17 protein-coding genes are annotated in these 17916 nt (G+C 59.4%); 12 read left to right on the forward strand and 5 right to left on the reverse strand.

Annotation, left to right across the window (positions count from 1 at the left end; genetic code table 11):
- Positions 1 to 7: 7 nt before the first annotated feature.
- Positions 8 to 1054 (forward strand): sulfate/molybdate ABC transporter ATP-binding protein, encoded by a 1047-nt coding sequence (locus GGD46_RS21650; RefSeq protein ID WP_184707748.1) that lies wholly within the window; start codon positions 8 to 10, stop codon positions 1052 to 1054.
- A gap of 34 nt (positions 1055 to 1088) precedes the next feature.
- Here GGD46_RS21650 and GGD46_RS21655 read toward each other — a convergent pair whose 3' ends face one another.
- Positions 1089 to 1886, reverse strand: coding sequence for an NAD-dependent epimerase/dehydratase family protein (locus tag GGD46_RS21655; protein WP_184707750.1), 798 nt, complete (start codon positions 1884 to 1886; stop codon positions 1089 to 1091).
- Between the two features lie 102 nt (positions 1887 to 1988).
- Here GGD46_RS21655 and GGD46_RS21660 point away from each other — a divergent pair, with 102 nt between their 5' ends.
- The 3 genes from GGD46_RS21660 to GGD46_RS21670 all read left to right on the forward strand — a co-directional run bounded on the left by GGD46_RS21660 (position 1989) and on the right by GGD46_RS21670 (position 5366).
- On the forward strand, positions 1989 to 2735 hold the full coding sequence (locus tag GGD46_RS21660; protein ID WP_246806437.1) for a FadR/GntR family transcriptional regulator: 747 nt from the start codon (positions 1989 to 1991) through the stop codon (positions 2733 to 2735).
- A gap of 221 nt (positions 2736 to 2956) precedes the next feature.
- A complete protein-coding gene (locus GGD46_RS21665) occupies positions 2957 to 4144 on the forward strand; it encodes an MFS transporter (RefSeq protein ID WP_184707752.1) in 1188 nt (395 codons plus the stop codon).
- A 466-nt stretch (positions 4145 to 4610) separates the two neighbouring features.
- Complete coding sequence (locus tag GGD46_RS21670) at positions 4611 to 5366, forward strand: SDR family oxidoreductase (protein WP_184707754.1); 756 nt, start codon at positions 4611 to 4613, stop codon at positions 5364 to 5366.
- 66 nt (positions 5367 to 5432) lie between these two features.
- On the opposite strand, the gene GGD46_RS21675 is transcribed toward GGD46_RS21670, so the two are convergent.
- Both GGD46_RS21675 and GGD46_RS21680 read right to left on the reverse strand, forming a co-directional pair.
- The gene (locus GGD46_RS21675) at positions 5433 to 6278 is read right to left on the reverse strand and encodes an endonuclease/exonuclease/phosphatase family protein (protein ID WP_184707756.1); all 846 of its coding nucleotides are present in this window, start codon (positions 6276 to 6278) and stop codon (positions 5433 to 5435) included.
- A 123-nt stretch (positions 6279 to 6401) separates the two neighbouring features.
- On the reverse strand, positions 6402 to 7865 hold the full coding sequence (locus GGD46_RS21680) for a phosphatidylserine/phosphatidylglycerophosphate/cardiolipin synthase family protein (RefSeq protein WP_184707758.1): 1464 nt from the start codon (positions 7863 to 7865) through the stop codon (positions 6402 to 6404).
- Positions 7866 to 8214: 349 nt separating this feature from the next.
- Between GGD46_RS21680 and GGD46_RS21685 the strand changes: the two genes are divergently transcribed.
- The 5 genes from GGD46_RS21685 (at position 8215) to GGD46_RS21705 (ending at position 10823) form a co-directional block, all read left to right on the forward strand.
- Positions 8215 to 8487: a DUF2934 domain-containing protein gene (locus GGD46_RS21685; RefSeq protein ID WP_184707760.1), complete on the forward strand. Its 273-nt coding sequence runs from the start codon at positions 8215 to 8217 to the stop codon at positions 8485 to 8487.
- A gap of 274 nt (positions 8488 to 8761) precedes the next feature.
- Positions 8762 to 8956, forward strand: coding sequence for a hypothetical protein (locus GGD46_RS21690; RefSeq protein WP_184707762.1), 195 nt, complete (start codon positions 8762 to 8764; stop codon positions 8954 to 8956).
- 40 nt (positions 8957 to 8996) lie between these two features.
- Positions 8997 to 9311, forward strand: a complete 315-nt coding sequence (locus GGD46_RS21695; RefSeq protein WP_184707764.1) for a plasmid stabilization protein — start codon at positions 8997 to 8999, stop codon at positions 9309 to 9311.
- Between the two features lie 204 nt (positions 9312 to 9515).
- Positions 9516 to 10253, forward strand: coding sequence for a glutathione S-transferase (locus GGD46_RS21700; protein ID WP_184707766.1), 738 nt, complete (start codon positions 9516 to 9518; stop codon positions 10251 to 10253).
- Positions 10254 to 10256: 3 nt separating this feature from the next.
- Complete coding sequence (locus GGD46_RS21705) at positions 10257 to 10823, forward strand: isoprenylcysteine carboxylmethyltransferase family protein (protein ID WP_184707768.1); 567 nt, start codon at positions 10257 to 10259, stop codon at positions 10821 to 10823.
- A 1-nt stretch (position 10824) separates the two neighbouring features.
- Here GGD46_RS21705 and ligD read toward each other — a convergent pair whose 3' ends face one another.
- Entirely contained in the window at positions 10825 to 11697 is an 873-nt protein-coding gene (ligD, locus tag GGD46_RS21710) for a non-homologous end-joining DNA ligase (protein WP_313206329.1), read from the reverse strand.
- Between the two features lie 104 nt (positions 11698 to 11801).
- The gene (locus tag GGD46_RS21715) at positions 11802 to 12596 is read right to left on the reverse strand and encodes an SDR family NAD(P)-dependent oxidoreductase (RefSeq protein WP_184707772.1); all 795 of its coding nucleotides are present in this window, start codon (positions 12594 to 12596) and stop codon (positions 11802 to 11804) included.
- A gap of 318 nt (positions 12597 to 12914) precedes the next feature.
- Here GGD46_RS21715 and GGD46_RS21720 point away from each other — a divergent pair, with 318 nt between their 5' ends.
- From GGD46_RS21720 to GGD46_RS21730, 3 genes are all read left to right on the forward strand, one after another.
- Positions 12915 to 14792: a sigma-54-dependent Fis family transcriptional regulator gene (locus GGD46_RS21720; RefSeq protein WP_184707774.1), complete on the forward strand. Its 1878-nt coding sequence runs from the start codon at positions 12915 to 12917 to the stop codon at positions 14790 to 14792.
- A gap of 164 nt (positions 14793 to 14956) precedes the next feature.
- Entirely contained in the window at positions 14957 to 16030 is a 1074-nt protein-coding gene (locus tag GGD46_RS21725; RefSeq protein WP_184707776.1) for a 2,3-butanediol dehydrogenase, read from the forward strand.
- 64 nt (positions 16031 to 16094) lie between these two features.
- The gene (locus tag GGD46_RS21730) at positions 16095 to 17894 is read left to right on the forward strand and encodes an NAD(P)/FAD-dependent oxidoreductase (RefSeq protein WP_184707778.1); all 1800 of its coding nucleotides are present in this window, start codon (positions 16095 to 16097) and stop codon (positions 17892 to 17894) included.
- The last annotated feature ends 22 nt before the right edge of the window (positions 17895 to 17916 follow it).

Consider the following 17916-nt stretch of genomic DNA (forward strand, 5'->3'; position numbering starts at 1 on the left):
ATTCTTGATGGAAGTTCGCGTTCAAAACCTGCGTAAGGAATTCGGTCGCTTTCCCGCATTGCATGACGTGTCCCTGGATATTCGCTCGAGCGAGCTGATTGCGCTCCTCGGTCCGTCTGGCTCTGGCAAGACGACGCTTCTGCGCCTGATCGCCGGACTGGAAACGCCGACGGAAGGCAAGATCTTCTTCGGTGAGGATGATGCCTCGCGAAAGACCGTGCAGCAGCGCAATATCGGCTTTGTGTTTCAGCATTATGCGCTCTTCCGGCACATGACCGTCTTGGACAACATCTCTTTCGGCCTGAAGGTGCGCTCGGCATCGCGTCGTCCACCGCGCGAGGAAATTCGTCGGCGCGCGCTGGAATTGCTGGAACTCGTGCAGCTGAACGGTTTGGAAAAGCGCTACCCGGCGCAGCTCTCCGGCGGTCAGCGTCAGCGCGTCGCACTGGCACGCGCCATGGCAGTCGAGCCGAATGTTCTGCTGCTGGACGAGCCGTTCGGCGCGCTCGATGCACAGGTACGCAAGGATCTGCGCAAGTGGCTGCGGGAAATCCATGATCGGACCGGTCACACCACGGTTTTCGTAACACATGACCAGGAGGAAGCGCTGGAGCTTGCCGATCGCGTCGTCGTGCTCAACAAGGGGGCCATCGAGCAGGTCGGCACTCCGGACGAAATCTACGACACGCCGAATTCTCCGTTTGTCTACGGTTTCATCGGTCAATCCAATCGCGTCAAGGTACGCATTGCCAGCGGCGAGATATGGTTCGAAGACAGGCCGTTGGGGCTGAGCACGCCGCACGAGCCGGATGGCGAGGCCCATCTCTATTTCCGGCCGCACGACATAGAGTTACAGGAAGGCGACGGCGGCTCCATCGCCGGTCTGCTCATCGCCAGCCGGCGCGTCGCCGGTACGCGACATCTCGAAATCGATATCGGCGCCAGCCATGACAATATCGAAATCGAGCTGCCGCCGAACAAGGCGGACGCGCTCGATCGCAACCGCGTTGCTTTCAGGCCGACCCGCTGGACCTTGTTCCGTAGCGTCACCTGAAACCGGTCTTTGTTGTCGAGGCGAGTTTGGCTGATCAGTCTTCCGGGTGACCAGCGGATGCGAAGCCGCCGCCCTGATAAATGACCGCCGGATCGTTCGGATCGTCCTGCGGTGTTTTCGACAGAATTTCAGCTCGCCAATGGGCGGCGTTATCCTTTGGTCTCCAGCCAAGGAAGGCGGCATTGCTGTTGTCCCACCATTGCTCGTCATTGTCGGAAACGCCGTAAATGACCGTGTGCCCAAGACGCGGCGCGTCGAAGGCACAGCCGCAGAGGGACAGAAAGTCCCGCACACTGAACCAGGTCGCCAGCATGCGCGTATTGCGTGGTTCTGGAAAGCAGGAGCCGATGCGGACTGACAACGTCTCCTGGCCGAACTTGTCGAAGTAGAGGCTGGCGACAGCCTCGCCGAAGACCTTCGATACACCATAAAGCGAATCCGGCCGCGTCGGCACCTTGTTGTCGATGCGCTCGTCGCGCCGATAGAAGCCGATCGTGTGGTTCGAGCTCGCAAAGACGATGCGCGGTCTACCGGCAGCGCGCGCCGCTTCATAGAGATTGTATAGTCCGACGATGTTGCCTTGCACGATCAAATCGAAGGGCTTTTCCACGGAGATCCCGCCGAGATGGATGATGCCATCGACTCCTGTGACGAGAGCGTTGACGCCATCGCGATCAGCGAGGTCACAGGCGACGAAACGCTCACTCGGCCTCAGGTCACGTATCGGTGTGAGATCGGACAGGATGACGTTTTCGGCAATTTGCGACAGAAGCGGTCTGAGCGCCTGGCCCACGCCGCCGGCCGCGCCCGTAAGCAATAGTGTTTGCAACATGATTGTCTCCCGATCAATGTCGTTGCGAACAAGTTATAATATGTCCTTTCCGCAGTCATCATACATCTGTAGAATTGGCCGGCGAAATTTAGGAGGAACGAGATGCGGCGTGAGGGTATGATCGCGCGCAAAGAGGGCGACGCGCAGCCTCCCGGCAAACGCAACCTCGTAGACTATGTCGCTCAGCAATTGCGCCAGGATATTCTCGACGGCGCATCGCCAGCCGGTAAGAGGCTGCCGAGCGAAGGGGGATTGACCGAACGCTACAAGGTCAGCCGCACCGTCATTCGCGAGGCGATCGCGTCGTTGCGCGCCGACGGTCTCGTCGAAGTGCGGCACGGTGTCGGTGTCTTTGTAAGTGCGGTGCAGCCGTTTCCCTTGGCAGAGCTGATGGCGACCGACCCCGCCCGGATTTCCTCGATTATCGAGATGCTGGAACTGCGTACCGCGGTCGAGACGGAGGCGGCGGGGATTGCGGCCATTCGCCGCTCGCCGGCCCAGGAGGAGGCCATCCTTGAGCGCTGCAAGGATATCGATCGTGCCTTGCGTGCTGGCGCTGCCACATCCGACGCCGATTTTGCCTTTCACTTGGCCATAGCGGATGCAACCAATAATCCGCGTTTCAAGGAGTTTCTGGAACTGAGCGGCAGGAAGATGATACCGCGCTCCTTCCTGCTCGATCACCGCGATGAAGACGCCGACGCAGACTACATCATGCAAATTCAGGTCGAACATCGCCAGATCGCCGAGGCGATTTCTGACCGGGACGAGGATGTCGCCAGGGCTGCGATGCGGCGGCATCTCATGGGCAGCCAGCAGCGTTATCGCAGCTTGGTTCGCGGCACATAGCCGATGGCGCAGGTGCGTGCCTGTATAATCCTCTTGAGCCGATGAGCCTTTAGACGGCGTGCGCTGAATGCAGCCGGCAACAGCTTCCGTCTCTGAAAATTTTGCTCGCTGCACCATAGAAAGCTCTGTCGGATTGCAGCGCTGCGCTCACTTTCTCGCAAGCGACGCTTGATGTCCTTTTGGTTGTAATATAAAGAAATCCTTATGCCTTTATATGGGAGATGGACGTGCCCTTGCCCCTATTTGCTTTGTTTCTCGCCGCCTTCGCGTTCGGCACTACCGAATTCGTCATTGCGGGTATTCTCCCGGATGTGGCTCACGGACTGGGTGTTTCCATTCCTTTCGCGGGTTATCTGGTTTCCGGTTATGCGCTGGGCATCGCGATTGGCGGGCCATTCCTGACGATGGCCACGCGGCAGGTTTCGCGGCGCACTATTCTTCTCGCCCTCACGACAGCCTTCTGCCTGGGCCAAGTCGCCTGCGCACTTGCTCCTAGCTTCGCCAGCATGCTGGTCTTCCGCGTTGCGACCGCCGTTGCTCATGGCGCCTATTTCGGCATTGCGATGGTGGTTGCCGTTGGTCTCGTCCCGCAGGCCTTTCGAGGTCGCGCCGTGTCCGTAATTCTCGCGGGCCTGACGGTCTCCAACATCATCGGCGTGCCCGCAGGCGCCGCGATCGGCGGCCTTTGGGGATGGCGGACGACGTTCTGGGCGATGACCGTAGTCGGCGCCCTCGCACTGGTGGCAATATGGGTGTTGATCCCGCAAACCAAGGCTGAACCCCGACAGTCCGGCCATCTGGGCAAAGAGGTCCGCGTTCTCGGCCGTCAGCAGGTTTGGACATCGCTCATCATGATGCTTGCTCTGATGATCGGACAGATGGTGCCTTTCACCTACATAACGCCCCTGCTGCAAGAGGTGACGGGCCTTGATGCCATGGTCATTCCCTGGGTGTTGCTGCTCAACGGCGTCGGGGCAACGCTTGGCGTTTTCATCGGTGGGCGACTGTCCGATTGGAAGCTCATGCCGTCGCTCATTGCGCTGCTTGCCATTCAGGCCGTAACACTCTCAATCCTTTATATGGTTAGCCCCTATCCTCTGGCGATGACGGTCACGATTTTTGTCTGGGGTGCGCTCAACTTCGCTATCGGCACTCCTATTCAGGCTCGCATCCTTATGTGGACCGCGGACGCGCCGAGCCTGGCTTCTTCCCTCATTCCATCAGGATTCAACATCGGTATCGCGATTGCCGCGGTTGTCGGCGCTGCCTTGCTGGAGGGCGGATATGGCTATCGTAGCCTGCCGGTGCTCGGTGCGGTTGCGCTCATTTTGGCTTGTGTGGTCGCCATCCTCTCGGCTGCAGGTGAAAAGCGCAGCGGTGCGGTCCCCCCGCAAGCGGTCCTTACGTGATTTCATTCATCCAAGGCCTCCCTCGTGCAGGGGGCCTTGGATTGACAACAAGCCGGCGTCAAGCTAGACGCCGGAATACAGTTGCTCAAGTAGCATTGTCGTAGGCGTTACCGTCATCCAACGCGCCTTTGTCGAGAAGGTCCCAGCAGGGAGGTCTCGATACGAGAGGCGTTTATGGTATGACATCGTTTTTCCCATTTCCGATTATCCGCCATTTGATGGCTCCGATTGTGTTCCGCGCCTGGCGGCCGGCAGCATGCGGTTCTCGCTTGCTTTGCTTGTCTCCAAGCGCTGGCGTCGTGGGCCGGCATGGAGCATTGCGGAAGACGACGTTTCCCATTGGCGCCGGCGCCCCCTGCGCAGCCATGTCGCTTTGTTTCGGCTTTCCTCGGAGCAATCTTACAGGCTGCCGACAGGTGCGCTCTAACCGTCGGGCCGAGCCCGCACGCAACAATGGAGCAAAACTATGCGAATGACCGGCAATACGATCCTTATAACCGGCGGCACGAGCGGCATCGGCCGCGCGCTGGCCGAAGCCTTTCACGACCGCGGCAACCGCGTCATCATCACAGGGAGGCGTTTGTCTCTGCTTGAGCAGATAGCGGCAGATCGACCCGGCCTTGTGGGAATGCAGCTTGATCTCGACGATCCCAACACATTGTCCAAACTGGCAAGAGATGTGCGGGCGTGCTTTCCCGAACTGAATGTCCTCATCGCAAATGCCGGTATCTCCCGCGCGGAGGACATGACGGTAGACGACTGGGATGCGGCAGACGCGCAATCTATCGTCGACACGAATATTATGGGTGTATTGCGGGTGATAGCCGCATTCCTGCCGGTGCTCAGGAGACGGGCAGGAGCGACGATCATGGCGACGAGCTCGAACCTCGCCTTCATTCCGCGCGCTGATTTCCCGACCTATTGCGCCAGCAAGGCCTTCCTGCATTCCTGGCTGCAATCGCTGCGCTTTCAGCTTCGCAACATCCCTGTCGAAGTGCTGGAGCTTTCGCCGCCCTATGTGCAAACCGAGCTTACCGGTCGTCATCAGGCGATCGATCCGCGCGCCATCCCAGTCGCCGCCTATGTGGCGGAAGTCATGCAATTGCTGGAAACGGGAAACCATCCTCGGGGCGAGGTGCTGGTCGAGCGAGACCGTGCGCGGCGCTCGGCTGAACGAGAGGGGCGTTACGAGGAGGTTTTTGCCGCCATCAATCCCGCCTGAGCAAAAAGGGTAGTCCAACTCTCATCGCGGCTTCCTGCGGGAGGCCGTGATGACCACAGCAAGCTTTTAAGCTTGGACTGCCTGCGACCGAACCTCGGTTTCCGTATCGGGCGGCTCGAGACTGACCACAGCCTTGATGGGCAAATGGTCGGAAGCGACGCGGGCCAATGGCGTGTCATGCACTTCGACCGCCGAGATCATGCCGCGCCGGTTTGCCATGATGCGATCGAGCGCCAACAACGGCAGCGTCGAGGGGAAGCTGGGCACCGCCGGAGGCAACGGCCCGAACGCATTCTGGAACGTATTGAGGGACGAGCGGTCGCCCAAACGCCACTCGTTGAGATCGCCAAGCAATATGGTCGGCATTTCGCGGCCGTCGGTCATAAGATCGACGATCAGCCGCGTCTGCTGGGCGCGCGAGCGGTGCAGCAGGCCGAGATGGGCGGCGATGATGCGGATGCTGCCGCCGCGCGCCAGCTCGATTTCTGCAATCAATGCGCCGCGTGGCTCGAGCCCCGGCAGCTTGATCTGGTGCACGTCGCGTACCGTGCCTTGCCTGAAGAGAACGACGTTGCCGTGCCAGCCATGAGCCTTGCGGGTGCCGGCGATCGGGACCGGGGTAAGCCCGGTTTCACGTTCGAGCCGGCGCAGATCGAGCAGGCCGGTACGCTCCCCGAAGCGTGTATCGGCCTCCTGCAAACCGATGACGTCGGCGTCTATTTCATGAATGACCCGGCTGATCCTCTCAGGGTCGAAGCGACGGTCGGCGCCAACGCATTTATGGACGTTGTATGAGGCGATCAGTGTACCTTGAGGACGCTCAGGCTGACCTGTCGGCCTGGGAAGCGACTTCTTTCGGTTCTTCAGGCTTTCCAGAATGCTCGCACGGAGACTTTCTTTGTTTTTTCTCATCTATCCGTCGACCGTTCCTTGATCAGACCATGTCGGGCATATCAGCCAGAGTATAGGAACCGATGGTTGGCCTTGTCATGTAAAAAGGCTGCAACAGGGACAGTTTGTCTCTACGCTTTGCTGTCAGAGATAGGGCGAGCCGAGCCAAAGTACCTTCTCGATCAGCCTGACGACGAAGGGGCGCGCCCGCAATTTCTCAAGATCGACCGGGTGTGCAGTCTCCAGGATCGCGCCAATATGGGCATCGATCGTGCCGGCAAAACCGCGATCGAGCACTTCCAGATCAACCTCGAAGTTCAAGCGCAGGGATCGCGGATCGAGATTGGACGAACCGACACAGGCCCAGATTCCGTCGATGGCCAGAAGCTTGGAATGGTTGAACGGGCCCTCGGCACGCCAGATGCGACAGTAATTCTTCAGCATCTGGTCGAATTGCGCTGTCATGGCACGGTCCACCAGCACGAGATTGTTGGCCGTCGGCACGACGATGTCGACCTCTACGCCGCGTCTTGCCGCCGTGACGAGCGCGCTGATCAATTCCCGATCCGGCAGGAAATAGGGCGACATGATGCGGATCGTCTTGTGCGCCACCGACAGTGCGCCGATGAGCATCTTGTGGTTGGTCTCAAGGCTTCGGTCAGGCCCCGAGGCGACGACGCGCATGAAGACAGGCGCTCCGGGCTCGTTGGTGGGGACTGCAATCCGCCATTCGTCGCTGTCCAGAGCTTCGCCTGTGGTGAAGCGCCAGTCCTCGGCAGCGGTGTTGAAAAGGTCGGCAACCGCCGGACCTGTCACGCAGAAATGCATGTCGCGTGCGCTGTGTTCATGGGCGAATTCGCGCGTGAATCCCTGGCGTATGTTCATGCCGCCAGTAAACGCGATGCGCCCGTCGATGCTCAGAATCTTGCGGTGAGTGCGCAGATTGGCATAGGGCAATCTCAGTCCGATGATGACGTTGCCGTTGAAGACGTCGACATCGACGCCGCCCTGGCTGAGATAGCCCATGATGCTCGGCACCGAATAACGCGCGCCGACCGCATCTATCAGGACGCGCACGCTGACGCCGCGTTTGGCAGCTGCGATCAGCGCATCGGCGATCCGCAAGCCGATGGGGTCGCGGTCGAATATATAGGTCTCCATCAGAATGGCGCGCTCGGCGCCGTCGATCGCGGCTTTCATGGCAGCATAGGCGACATCGCCGCTTGTCAGCATTTCGATGGTGTTGCCCGTGCTCATGGTATAGCGCACGACACGGTCGCCAAGCGTTTTCATCGAGCCGAAACGATCGCCGAAAAGCCGCCGCACCTGATCGTCCTCGGCGTCGAAACTGGCCAGCTTGCCGATGGTGTTCTCGCGAAAGAGCGCGTCGCGCTGTGAGCCGAGAGAGGCTCGACGAATGCGGTTGATGCCTGCTACGGCATAGAGCAGCGCGCCAACGATAGGCGACAGGATGACGACGCCGACCCAGCCGATCGCGGCACGGACATCCTCTTTGGTCATGGCGGCGTGGATCGCGGCAGCCGCTCCCATGGTGATGGAGAGGACGGCAAGGATTTGGCCCCAATGGGCAGCCACAAGGTCGATCATGCCGCGAGTATATCCACGACCGCAAAAGCTGCAATCAGCCGCCTTGCGATCTTTGATAGATGGATGTTTTCGGTGCGAAAGCAGGTCTTATTAGATATTTTTAATTGAACGGCGTGTTTGTCGCGCTCATAGTGTCGACGTTCGGCCGCTTCGCTACCGTCCCCCACGGTAATTTGTGTTCCTAGTGTGAAGCGCCACTGCGGTTCGAGAGCCGGGACTCGCGAAATCGCCCCATGACCCAACGACATGCATGGGGTCCTGGCTGCTCGGGGGGAGGTATGAAAGCCCGCGTTTCAAGAACGGGCATCGATCACCAACCATGTTCATTGATGCGAACGGAGAACAGCAGATGTTGGAATCTCGGGACGAATGGATCAAGAAACGTGCATATGCGATCTGGGAGGAGGAAGGTTATCCGACCGGGCGTGACGTTACGCACTGGCAGCAGGCAAGCAGCGAGCGCATCGCTCTGGAAAAAAGCGTCGGCAAGGAAAGCAAGCTCGGCGCGAAATCCAAGGCGAAGCGTCAGCCGACGGTCGCTGTGGCTGCCGTCGTTGAAGAGGCGGCGGACAAGCCTACCGCGAGGCGGACCCCGAAGAAGGCTGTCAAAGCCAAGGCCTGATGCACGTGCTGCCCCGTGAGTGCGGCGGAGGCGAGGGCGGCTCGATGATGAGCGTCGAGCCGCTCGTTTCTTGACAGTTGTCATCGAGATATTGGCAATGATTTCGGTGGCTTGGCCGCGAGGCATGGAATAATTGTCACACATCGGTGCTATAGGAGGGGTCAGGGAGCCCCGCCATGCGTACTAGCTATATCGATGATCTGTTTGTTGTTGTCTCGACGATCGTTGCAGCGTGCCGTTCTTACCGTTGCGTAGACCGGGCAGGGGGGACGCAATGACTTCTCTTCTCGCACTTGCCGCACTCTATCTCATGGCGGCATTGATTCTTATTCTGATCATCGATCGCTCCGTCGGGATGTTCTTTCCCGCGTCGGCCAAGCAGCGTGGCGCGCCTCGTAGCGACCGTCGCACGTGGTTTGGCGCAATCAATCGCGCGTCTCCCAGCCGGGTATCGGAACCTTTTCCGTGACGACGGGTTGGTCTTTCATCCGAAACTAGGGAGAAAGATCATGCCACGTGGAGACAAATCTGCTTACACGGACAAGCAGAAGCGTAAAGCCGAGCATATCGAGGAAGGTTACGAGAGCCGCGGCGTTTCCCGTGACGAAGCGGAGCGACGCGCATGGGCAACTGTCAACAAGGAGAGTGGCGGCGGCAAGAAGTCGGGTTCCGGTCGCGGCCACCCGGAGAACCATCTATCGTCAGAGAAGGGTGGCAGGATCGGCGGCCGCGCTTCGGCGAGCCGGCCGGCAGCCGAGCGCTCCGCATCGGCCAAGAAAGCGGCTGCAACGCGCAAGCGCCACGAGCAGGCCGCTCATTCCTGAAACAGGACGAGAAAGAAGTGCCGTGCCCGTGCAAATGACTGGCTCGCGAGCCCGTGGCGCAGGATCGGCCCCTTTCGTTTGGCAAAACCGATGATAGGTTCTCGCAAGGTGCAAGCAACGCATCATGCCGCCGAAGGCGCGAGCAGGCCTGTGCTACGGCGTATCGATTTGCAATGGCGGCAAGAGATGCTGCGGGAGAGATGAATGCCTTATGAGCTTTATTATTGGGACAGCATTCAAGGTCGCGGCGAGTTTGTGCGATTGGCGCTGGAAGAAGCCGACGCCGATTACGTCGATGTTTGCCGCGGCCCGTCAAGCAAGGGACAGGGAATACCGGCCATGATCGCAATCATGGGCAGCAGGTCCGATGCCGATATCCCGTTCGCGCCGCCGTTCTTGAAGGATGGCGAACGCATTATTCCGCATGTGGCAAACATACTGATGTATCTCGGGCCAAAGCTGCGCCTGGCCCCCCAAAATGAGGGTGAGCGTCATGTGTTGAACGGCCTCCAGCTGACGATTACCGATTTTGTCGCTGAAGTGCATGATACCCATCATCCCATTGCCACCTCGAAATATTATGAAGACCAGAAGGAGGAGGCCAAGAGTCGATCGGCAGAATTCATCCAGAATCGCATTCCGAAATATCTTGGCTATTTCGAGCGGGTGCTCCAGCAAAATCCTGAAGGGCCGGCGCATATCTTCGGCGGCGGATTGACCTATGTGGATCTATCGCTCTTCCAGGTCTTCGAAGGGTTGCGTTATGCCTTTCCGCGCGCAACAGCGCACCTTTCCGACCGCTATCCGCACTTGAGTGCTTTGCGTGCGGCTGTCATGAAACGGCCAAACATTGCCCGCTATCTTCAATCGGACCGCCGTATTCCGTTTAACGAAAACGGCATTTTCCGGCATTATCCGGAGTTGGATAGAGATATGGCGTGAGCGATGCTCGTCTATCAGTTCATTCCCGCTTGTTGGATCGCCTTAATTCTGATCTGGCTCTTCGCCTCTTTTGGCGTCAAGAAAACCGTGCGCCAGGAAAACCCCCTGTCGCGCCTCGGCAATACTGTGCCGATCGGGATCGGCGCCTTTCTGCTGGCGGCACATCGTTCCTGGCTCGGACCTCTCAATATTCTTATCTTCCCGCATAGCTTGAACGTCTATTATGTCGGCGCCGTTTTGACGTTCGTCGGCGTCACCTTCGCCATATGGGCCCGCTTTCACATCGGCCGGAACTGGAGCGGCGTCATCACGGTCAAGCAAGACCACGCGTTGATCCGTTCCGGTCCTTACGCACTCGTGCGCCACCCGATCTATTCGGGCCTGACGCTCGCCATTATCGGTTCGGCCATCGCCCGCGGCGATATTGCCGCGGTGCTTGCGATCATCGCTATCCTCTATGCATTTCTGCGCCGCGTTCAAATCGAAGAAAGCTGGATGAGCGAGACTTTCGGCAGCGCCTATGCCGACTATAAGGCTCGCACGCCGGCCCTGGTTCCATTTATCAAATAAGTCATGTCTTCAGTTTCGATGCGGCCTCAAAGAAGTTGGCCCAAGGATCGCCATTTGTACTTCCGAGCCGCGTGGCGGCGTTCCTGACGGTGAAAGTCGCCGGCCCGATTTTGTCGTTCAACTCTTCCCAGGCAATCGGCATCGATATGGTGGCTCCCGGCCTTGCCCTCGTTGAATAGGGTGCCACCGCTGTGCTGCCCCGGCCGTTGCGCAGGTAGTCGATGAAGATGTGGCCCGTTCGCTTTGCCTTACTGGCGACCGACAAATATCTGTCGGGGCTGTCGGCGCTCATCGCATGGGCGATGGCTTCGGCCGTATCCTTGATCTTTGGCCACTCCGCATCGGGCTTCAGGGAGGCGACCACATGCAGCCCCTTGCCGCCGGAGGTCTTGACGAACGACGCAAGGCCGAGGGTCGCGAAGCGCTCTCTTATCTCCTGCGCTGCTGCAATGACCGCAGCCCAGCCGACATCCTCGCCGGGATCGAGATCCATGATGATCATGTCGGGCTTTTCCCAATGATCTGTCGTCGTGCCCCAAGGGTGTATTTCGAGCGTCGCTGATTGGACGAGCGCCGCAAGCCCGTCAAAGTCCTCGATCTTCAGAAACTTGGCGCTCGCCTCGTCCTCGGGGTCGGCAATTTCGACAATATGCGGATTGAGGCCTTTCCAGGCATGTTTCTGGAAGAAGCGAGGCCCGCTTATACCCTCCGGGCAGCGCAGCAGAGCCAGAGGCCGATTGACGATAAAGGGTGCCATGCGCAGCCAGGCCAAAGCGTAGTAGTCGACGAGATCCTGCTTGCTCACATGGTCGTCCGGCCAGTAGAGCCGCTCGGGATGCGTCAATTGAACGGAAGTTGCAGGTCTGGGCTCAATGGGCGTCTTTGCCATTCGCATGCGCTCCATCTTCCTGTGGCGGGAAAGCTGCGTCGGGCGGAGATTAGCATTGCCCGACGCGGGAAGTCGATCGCCGCGACGCCTTACGGCATCAGCTGGCCACCATTGACCTCGATGACCTGGCCCGTGATGTAGCCGGACAATGTCGGCGATGCCAGAAACAGATAGGCGCCGACGCAATCTTCAGGCGTACCGACGAAGCCCATCGGGATGGTCTTGCGCTGCAATTCCATCTGCTCGTCATTCGTATAGCGCTCGTGGAAGGGCGTTGCGATGACGCCAGGCGCGACCGCGTTGACGCGGATCTTGTCGTTGACGAATTCCTTGGCGTGACCATGCGTGATCGTGGAGACGAAGCCCTTGGAGGCGGCATAGAGGATCGCACCGTTGCCGCCGCCGTTGCGTGCGGCAATCGAGGTGGTGTTGATGACGAAGCCGCCCTGCTTCTTGAGATGGGGGTGGGCTGCGCGGGTCGCGGCGAGTACAGAGCGCGCGTTGAGGTTCATCACACGCTCGTAATGTTCGTCGGTCATGGCCGCCGTCGGGAGCCGCCCCAGCATGCCGCCGGCATTGTTCACCAATCCATCCAGGCCGCCCAAAGCGTCGACAGCGTCGCGGACGACGCGTTCCGTTTCGCCGTCCTTGGAGACGTCGCCCTGTATCAGATGGACCGTACCATCGGCAGCCTTGATCTCGGCGGCCAGACGTTCGGCGGGCTCGCGGCTGGCATTGAAATGCAGGCCGACCTTCATGCCTTGCGCGGCGAAGGCCAGTGCGACCGCTGCACCGATACCGGTCGAAGCGCCCGTTATCAGCACCCGCTTGCCTGCAAGATCGGGAATGCGAATGGAAGCGAGGGATTGCGCGAGTTCTGCCATGACGTCTCCTCCTGAACCTCAACAATCATATGATGAAATCACCCCGCCGCAGAAGGCGCAAGGGCTGTGCGGCAATGCGGGAAAATGGATGCGCCCGCGACATGCTTTTTGTCGTCTGCCTAGGGTCGCACTATCCCGCTGCTTTTGAGGTGTCGCCATGTTCATTTCCGCTGAAAGGCCGAGGCGGGAGGGCGGGTTCAGATGTCGCGAGGCTCGATCGATGGCGCGTTTACATGTGTCGCATATGGGTAGTCGGCTGAAAGACACATTGTTGACAGGCCGTGAATATGCGACGATGCCCTGAGGGAGGAGCGGTCCATGGTGTCGACTTTGTCGCACATTAAGGAGATCGAGCGCGTTGCGATGGGGGCCACGAGCCCGCGCGACGCGCCTGTTGTGCAATCCTGGCTGCGTTGTCTCAATGATTATCGGCTCGATCCTGCCGCCGCACAGGAGGCCTATATCGTGCCGGAAACCAAGCTGCGCGAGCATCGCGAGCAGGCGGAGGAATTGATCCGCATCGGCCGCTCCGGCCTTGAGCAACTCTTCGGCCAGGTGGTCGAGCAGAATTATGTGCTGCTTCTGTCGGACGCCCGCGGCGTAACCGTGGATTTCATGGGCGACCCGACCTTTGACAATCAGTTGCGCAAGGCCGGGCTCTACCTCGGCTCAGAATGGTCGGAGAACAGGGCAGGGACCTGTGCCGTCGGTGCCTGTATCGTCTCAGGCGAGCCGGTCATTATCCATCAGGATGATCACTTCGATACCAGCCATATCGGACTGACCTGTACCGCCGCGCCGATCTTCGACACGCTGGGTGACCTGACGGCGGTTCTCGACATCTCGCAGCTGCGCTCACCGACGGCAAAGACCAGTCAGCAACTTGCCCTTCATCTCGTCGCTTCGACGGCGCGGCGTATCGAGCTGGCCAACCTGATGACCCGTACGCGCAACGACTGGGTGCTGCGCCTGGCGCGCTCCCCGGAGTTTCTCGATGTCGATCCCGATGCGGCGATCGCGCTTGATGGTAGCGGCCGCATCACCGGCATGACGCATGGTGGGTTCGGGGCCTTGGCGCGTGTGATGAATATGCGTGGCATCTCGACGCGTCAATTCATCGGCCAACCGATCGATCGCTTCTTCGATATCGAGCTGGATGATCTTCCGCAATTCATGCGCGGCAGGCCGAATGGAGACAGGTTACTCAAGGCCAAGAGCGGGCTTGCTGTCTTTGCCAGCGCCATCGCTCCGGCCGCCGGCGTACGCCGTATGCCGACTGCGGATGGTTCCAAGATTCAATCCGCGTTCGAAAGCTTAAGCTTCGGCGATCCGGCGATGGAGCGCTTGCAGGCCCGGGCGGCCAAGCTTGCTGGGCGTGACATTCCGATCCTCATTCACGGTGAGACCGGCAGCGGCAAGGAATATCTGGCCCGCGCCATTCACGACAGCTGTGGTGGCAGCGGAAAATTCGTGGCGGTCAATTGTGCAGCCATTCCGGAGCAGTTGATGGAATCCGAATTGTTCGGCTACGCGCCGGGAGCCTTTACCGGCGCCAACCAAAAGGGCAAGCGCGGTCTCATTGAGGAAGCGGACGGCGGCACCCTGTTCCTGGATGAAATCGGCGATATGCCGCTTTCTCTGCAGAGCCGCCTTCTGCGGGTGTTATCCGAAAATGAGGTGCAGCCGATCGGGGCATTGAGGGTGAGGCCTGTGCGTTTGCGCCTTCTGTCCGCCTCGCATCGAGATCTGGCGGAACTCGTGGCGCTCGGTCAGTTCCGGCAGGATCTATATTATCGCCTGAATGCCGTGGTGCTTGCCTTGCCGCCATTGCGCGAAAGGCAGGATCTGAATGCCGTGATCGATCATCTGCTGCATCGTGTCGGGCGGGAGAATGCACAATTCTACCGGCTGGATGTCGGTGCTCGCCAAGCGCTGCTCGACCACGACTGGCCCGGAAATCTGCGCGAGCTTTCGAATGTGCTTCGCGTCGCTGCTGTCCTGTCCGAAGGCGGCGTCATCGGCCTGGATTGCCTGCCCGATATGCTGCATCAAGTCGGGGCCTTACCTGATCGGGTTGAACACGATACGGATCTGCGCAAGGCGCTTGACGAGTGCGGCAACAACGTCTCCGCGCTTGCCCGCAAACTCGGTGTCAACCGCTCCACCGTTCACCGCAGGCTGAAGCGCCTCAACTGAGGCAGCCGCTGCAACACCTGTTGCAGCAAAGGTGTTGCACACCTAACGGTAAGGATTGCTGTCGGCGGATAATGGATTGAAATAATTTAGTTTTCCGACCTCACGGCTGCCTGGCACGGCGTTTGCTCATTCTTCCTTGCAAGAGCAATGAGGAGGAAACTGGAATGAAAGCACTCCGCTTCCATGCCGCCAAGGATTTACGCATAGACGATATCGCTCCACCGGCCGATCCAGGCCCGGGCGAGGTCCTGATCGAAAATCGCTTCTGCGGTATTTGCGGTACCGACCTGCATGAATATGCCTATGGGCCGATCTTCGTGCCAAAGGAGCCGCATCCCTTCACCAAGGCCCACGGGCCGCAGGTTCTGGGTCATGAATTCGGCGGGGTTGTGAGGGCAGTAGGCGAGGGCGTTTCTCATGTGAAGATCGGCGATCGTGTCTCGGTGCAGCCGCTGATCATGCCGCGCGTCGGTGACTATTATGCTGACCGGGGGCTCTTTCACCTGAGTTCGCAGCTCGCGCTCGCCGGCCTGTCCTGGCATTCGGGCGGCATGTCGCAGGCAGCACTTCTCAATGACTACAATGTACAGCCGATCCCTGCGAGCCTGAGCGACGAGGAGGCTGCCCTTGTCGAGCCGACAGCGGTTGCCGTCTATGCCTGTGATCGAGCCGGAGTTACCGCCGGCAGCAGCGTCCTGATAACCGGCGCCGGACCGATCGGCATTCTGACAGCGATGGCTGCGAGCGCCGCCGGAGCAACCCAACTCTTCCTGTCCGACCTCAACGACACCCGGCTGGCGCTCGCCAGAGAGGCGCTCCGTCAGGTGCGAACGATCAATCCTAGATCGGAAAAGGTCGGAGATGTCGTTCGCAGCGAAACGGAGGGGAATGTCGGCTGCGACATCGCCATCGAATGCGTCGGCAACGAACACGCATTGAAGAATTGCGCGGATGCCGTGCGCAAGCAGGGTGTCGTCGTCCAAACAGGACTGCATCCCCACGAAAACCCGCTGAACTGGTTCGACGTAACTTTCAAAGATATCGACATCAGGGGCTCTTGGGCCTATCCGACCCACTATTGGCCGCGCGTCGCGCGGCTGATTGCCAGCGGTCAGATTCCGGCGCTCAGGATCGTCACCAAATTCGTATCACTGAGCGAAGCCGTCGAGGAAGGGTTCGATCAACTGCTCGACCCCGCAGGCCGCCATCTTAAAATCCTGATCGACCTGTCGCGATAGCCAATCGATCGTCGAGGTGGTTGAGGAGCCGCCTCGTATTTTTCAAAGAGCAGGAGGAGATGAAATGCTCGATAAAACCCCAACTACTCGCGTACAGTCGCTTCTCGACACGTTCGGCGACACACTTGCTGCCGGCCGTATCGATGAGGCCGTCTCGTTGTTTGCCGATGAGTGCTATTGGCGCGATCTTGTCGCCTTCACCTGGAACATCAAGACCGTCGAAGGCCGCGATCAGGTGCGCGACATGCTGGAAAGGCAGCTTGCCGGCGCAAAGCCTTCGAACTTCCGGGTTGCCGCAGGCGAGGAAGCAGCGGAAGCCGATGGCGTGCTGGAAAGCTGGATCTCTTTCGAGACGGCCGTTGGCCGCGGTTACGGTCTCGTCCGTTTCAAGAACGGCCTGATCTGGACCTTGTTGACCGCCCTTGTCGAGTTGAAGGGGCACGAGGAAAAATCAGGCTTCACCCGTCCACTCGGCGCCAAGCATGGCCAGAATCTTGGCGGCAAGACCTGGAAGGAAGAGCGTGAGGAGGAAGCGCGAACGCTCGGCTACGACAGGCAGCCTTATGTCGTCATTATCGGCGGCGGGCAGGGCGGCATAGCGCTTGGCGCACGCCTGCGCCAACTCGGGGTTCCCACGATCATTCTGGAAAAGAACGATCGGGCGGGCGATTCCTGGCGTAAGCGCTACAAGTCGCTCTGCCTGCACGATCCGGTCTGGTACGATCACCTGCCCTATATCGATTTCCCGAAGAACTGGCCGGTCTTTGCGCCGAAGGACAAGATCGGAGACTGGCTCGAATTCTACACCAAGGTGATGGAGCTCAATTACTGGACGCGCTCGGCAGCGAAATCGGCAACATGGGATGAGCAGGCGAAGGAATGGACCATCGTTGTCGACCGGGACGGTGAGGAGGTCGTGTTACGTCCGAAACAGCTCGTCTTTGCAACAGGCATGTCCGGCAAAGCGAACATTCCGGATTTCAAGGGTCGCGGGCGTTTCGGGGGAGAGCAGCATCACTCCTCGCAGCATCCCGGTCCGGACGGTTACAAGGGCAAGAAGGTCGTGGTCATCGGCTCCAACAACTCGGCCCATGATATTTGCGCGGCTCTCCATGAAGCTGGCGTCGACGTCACGATGATCCAGCGTTCGACCACCCATATCGTCCGGTCGGAAACCTTGATGGATATCGGCCTCGGCGGCCTCTATTCCGAGCAGGCTCTGGCAAATGGGGTGACGACGGCAAAGGCCGATTTGATCTTCGCATCGTTGCCATATCGGATCATGCACGAGTTCCAGATCCCGCTCTACAATCAAATGCGCGAGCGTGACGCTGATTTCTATGCGGCACTGGAAAAGGCCGGGTTCCAGCTGGACTGGGGCGCGGATGGCTCTGGCCTGTTCATGAAGTATCTGCGTCGCGGCTCCGGCTACTATATCGATATCGGCGCCTCGCAATTGATCATCGACGGCAAGATCAAACTGCAAGCCGGTCAGGTCGAGGAGATTACCGAAAATTCCATCAAGCTCGACAATGGCGGGGAAATCCCGGCTGACGTGATTGTCTATGCGACCGGCTATGGTTCGATGAACGGTTGGGTCGCCGACCTGATCGATCAGGATACCGCCGACAAGGTCGGCAAGGTCTGGGGTTTGGGCTCGGATACGCCGAAGGATCCCGGCCCATGGGAAGGTGAGCAGCGCAACATGTGGAAGCCGACGCAACAGGAGGCCCTCTGGTTCCATGGCGGCAATCTCCACCAGTCGCGTCACTACTCGCAGTATCTTTCCTTACAGTTGAAGGCGCGCATGGAAGGCATTGCTACCCCTGTCTATGGTTTGCAGGCCGTTCATCATAAACGTTAACGTGTTGAGGAAGACGTTATAA

It is taken from the genome of Martinezella lusitana, from assembly GCF_014207095.1.
In the GTDB taxonomy this organism is placed as follows: domain Bacteria; phylum Pseudomonadota; class Alphaproteobacteria; order Rhizobiales; family Rhizobiaceae; genus Rhizobium; species Rhizobium lusitanum_B.

Coding starts and splice junctions, on each gene's coding strand:
- GGD46_RS21660 (WP_246806437.1), top strand. CDS start 1,989: ATGCGGCGTGAGGGTATGATCGCGCGCAAAGAGGGCGACGCGCAGCCT.
- GGD46_RS21730 (WP_184707778.1), top strand. CDS start 16,095: ATGCTCGATAAAACCCCAACTACTCGCGTACAGTCGCTTCTCGACACG.
- GGD46_RS21680 (WP_184707758.1), bottom strand. CDS start 7,865: ATGATCGACCTTGTGGCTGCCCATTGGGGCCAAATCCTTGCCGTCCTC.
- GGD46_RS21675 (WP_184707756.1), bottom strand. CDS start 6,278: ATGAGAAAAAACAAAGAAAGTCTCCGTGCGAGCATTCTGGAAAGCCTG.
- GGD46_RS21665 (WP_184707752.1), top strand. CDS start 2,957: ATGGACGTGCCCTTGCCCCTATTTGCTTTGTTTCTCGCCGCCTTCGCG.
- GGD46_RS21700 (WP_184707766.1), top strand. CDS start 9,516: ATGCCTTATGAGCTTTATTATTGGGACAGCATTCAAGGTCGCGGCGAG.
- GGD46_RS21655 (WP_184707750.1), bottom strand. CDS start 1,886: ATGTTGCAAACACTATTGCTTACGGGCGCGGCCGGCGGCGTGGGCCAG.
- GGD46_RS21650 (WP_184707748.1), top strand. CDS start 8: ATGGAAGTTCGCGTTCAAAACCTGCGTAAGGAATTCGGTCGCTTTCCC.
- GGD46_RS21705 (WP_184707768.1), top strand. CDS start 10,257: ATGCTCGTCTATCAGTTCATTCCCGCTTGTTGGATCGCCTTAATTCTG.
- GGD46_RS21725 (WP_184707776.1), top strand. CDS start 14,957: ATGAAAGCACTCCGCTTCCATGCCGCCAAGGATTTACGCATAGACGAT.
- GGD46_RS21690 (WP_184707762.1), top strand. CDS start 8,762: ATGACTTCTCTTCTCGCACTTGCCGCACTCTATCTCATGGCGGCATTG.
- GGD46_RS21715 (WP_184707772.1), bottom strand. CDS start 12,596: ATGGCAGAACTCGCGCAATCCCTCGCTTCCATTCGCATTCCCGATCTT.
- GGD46_RS21695 (WP_184707764.1), top strand. CDS start 8,997: ATGCCACGTGGAGACAAATCTGCTTACACGGACAAGCAGAAGCGTAAA.
- GGD46_RS21685 (WP_184707760.1), top strand. CDS start 8,215: ATGTTGGAATCTCGGGACGAATGGATCAAGAAACGTGCATATGCGATC.
- GGD46_RS21720 (WP_184707774.1), top strand. CDS start 12,915: ATGGTGTCGACTTTGTCGCACATTAAGGAGATCGAGCGCGTTGCGATG.
- GGD46_RS21670 (WP_184707754.1), top strand. CDS start 4,611: ATGCGAATGACCGGCAATACGATCCTTATAACCGGCGGCACGAGCGGC.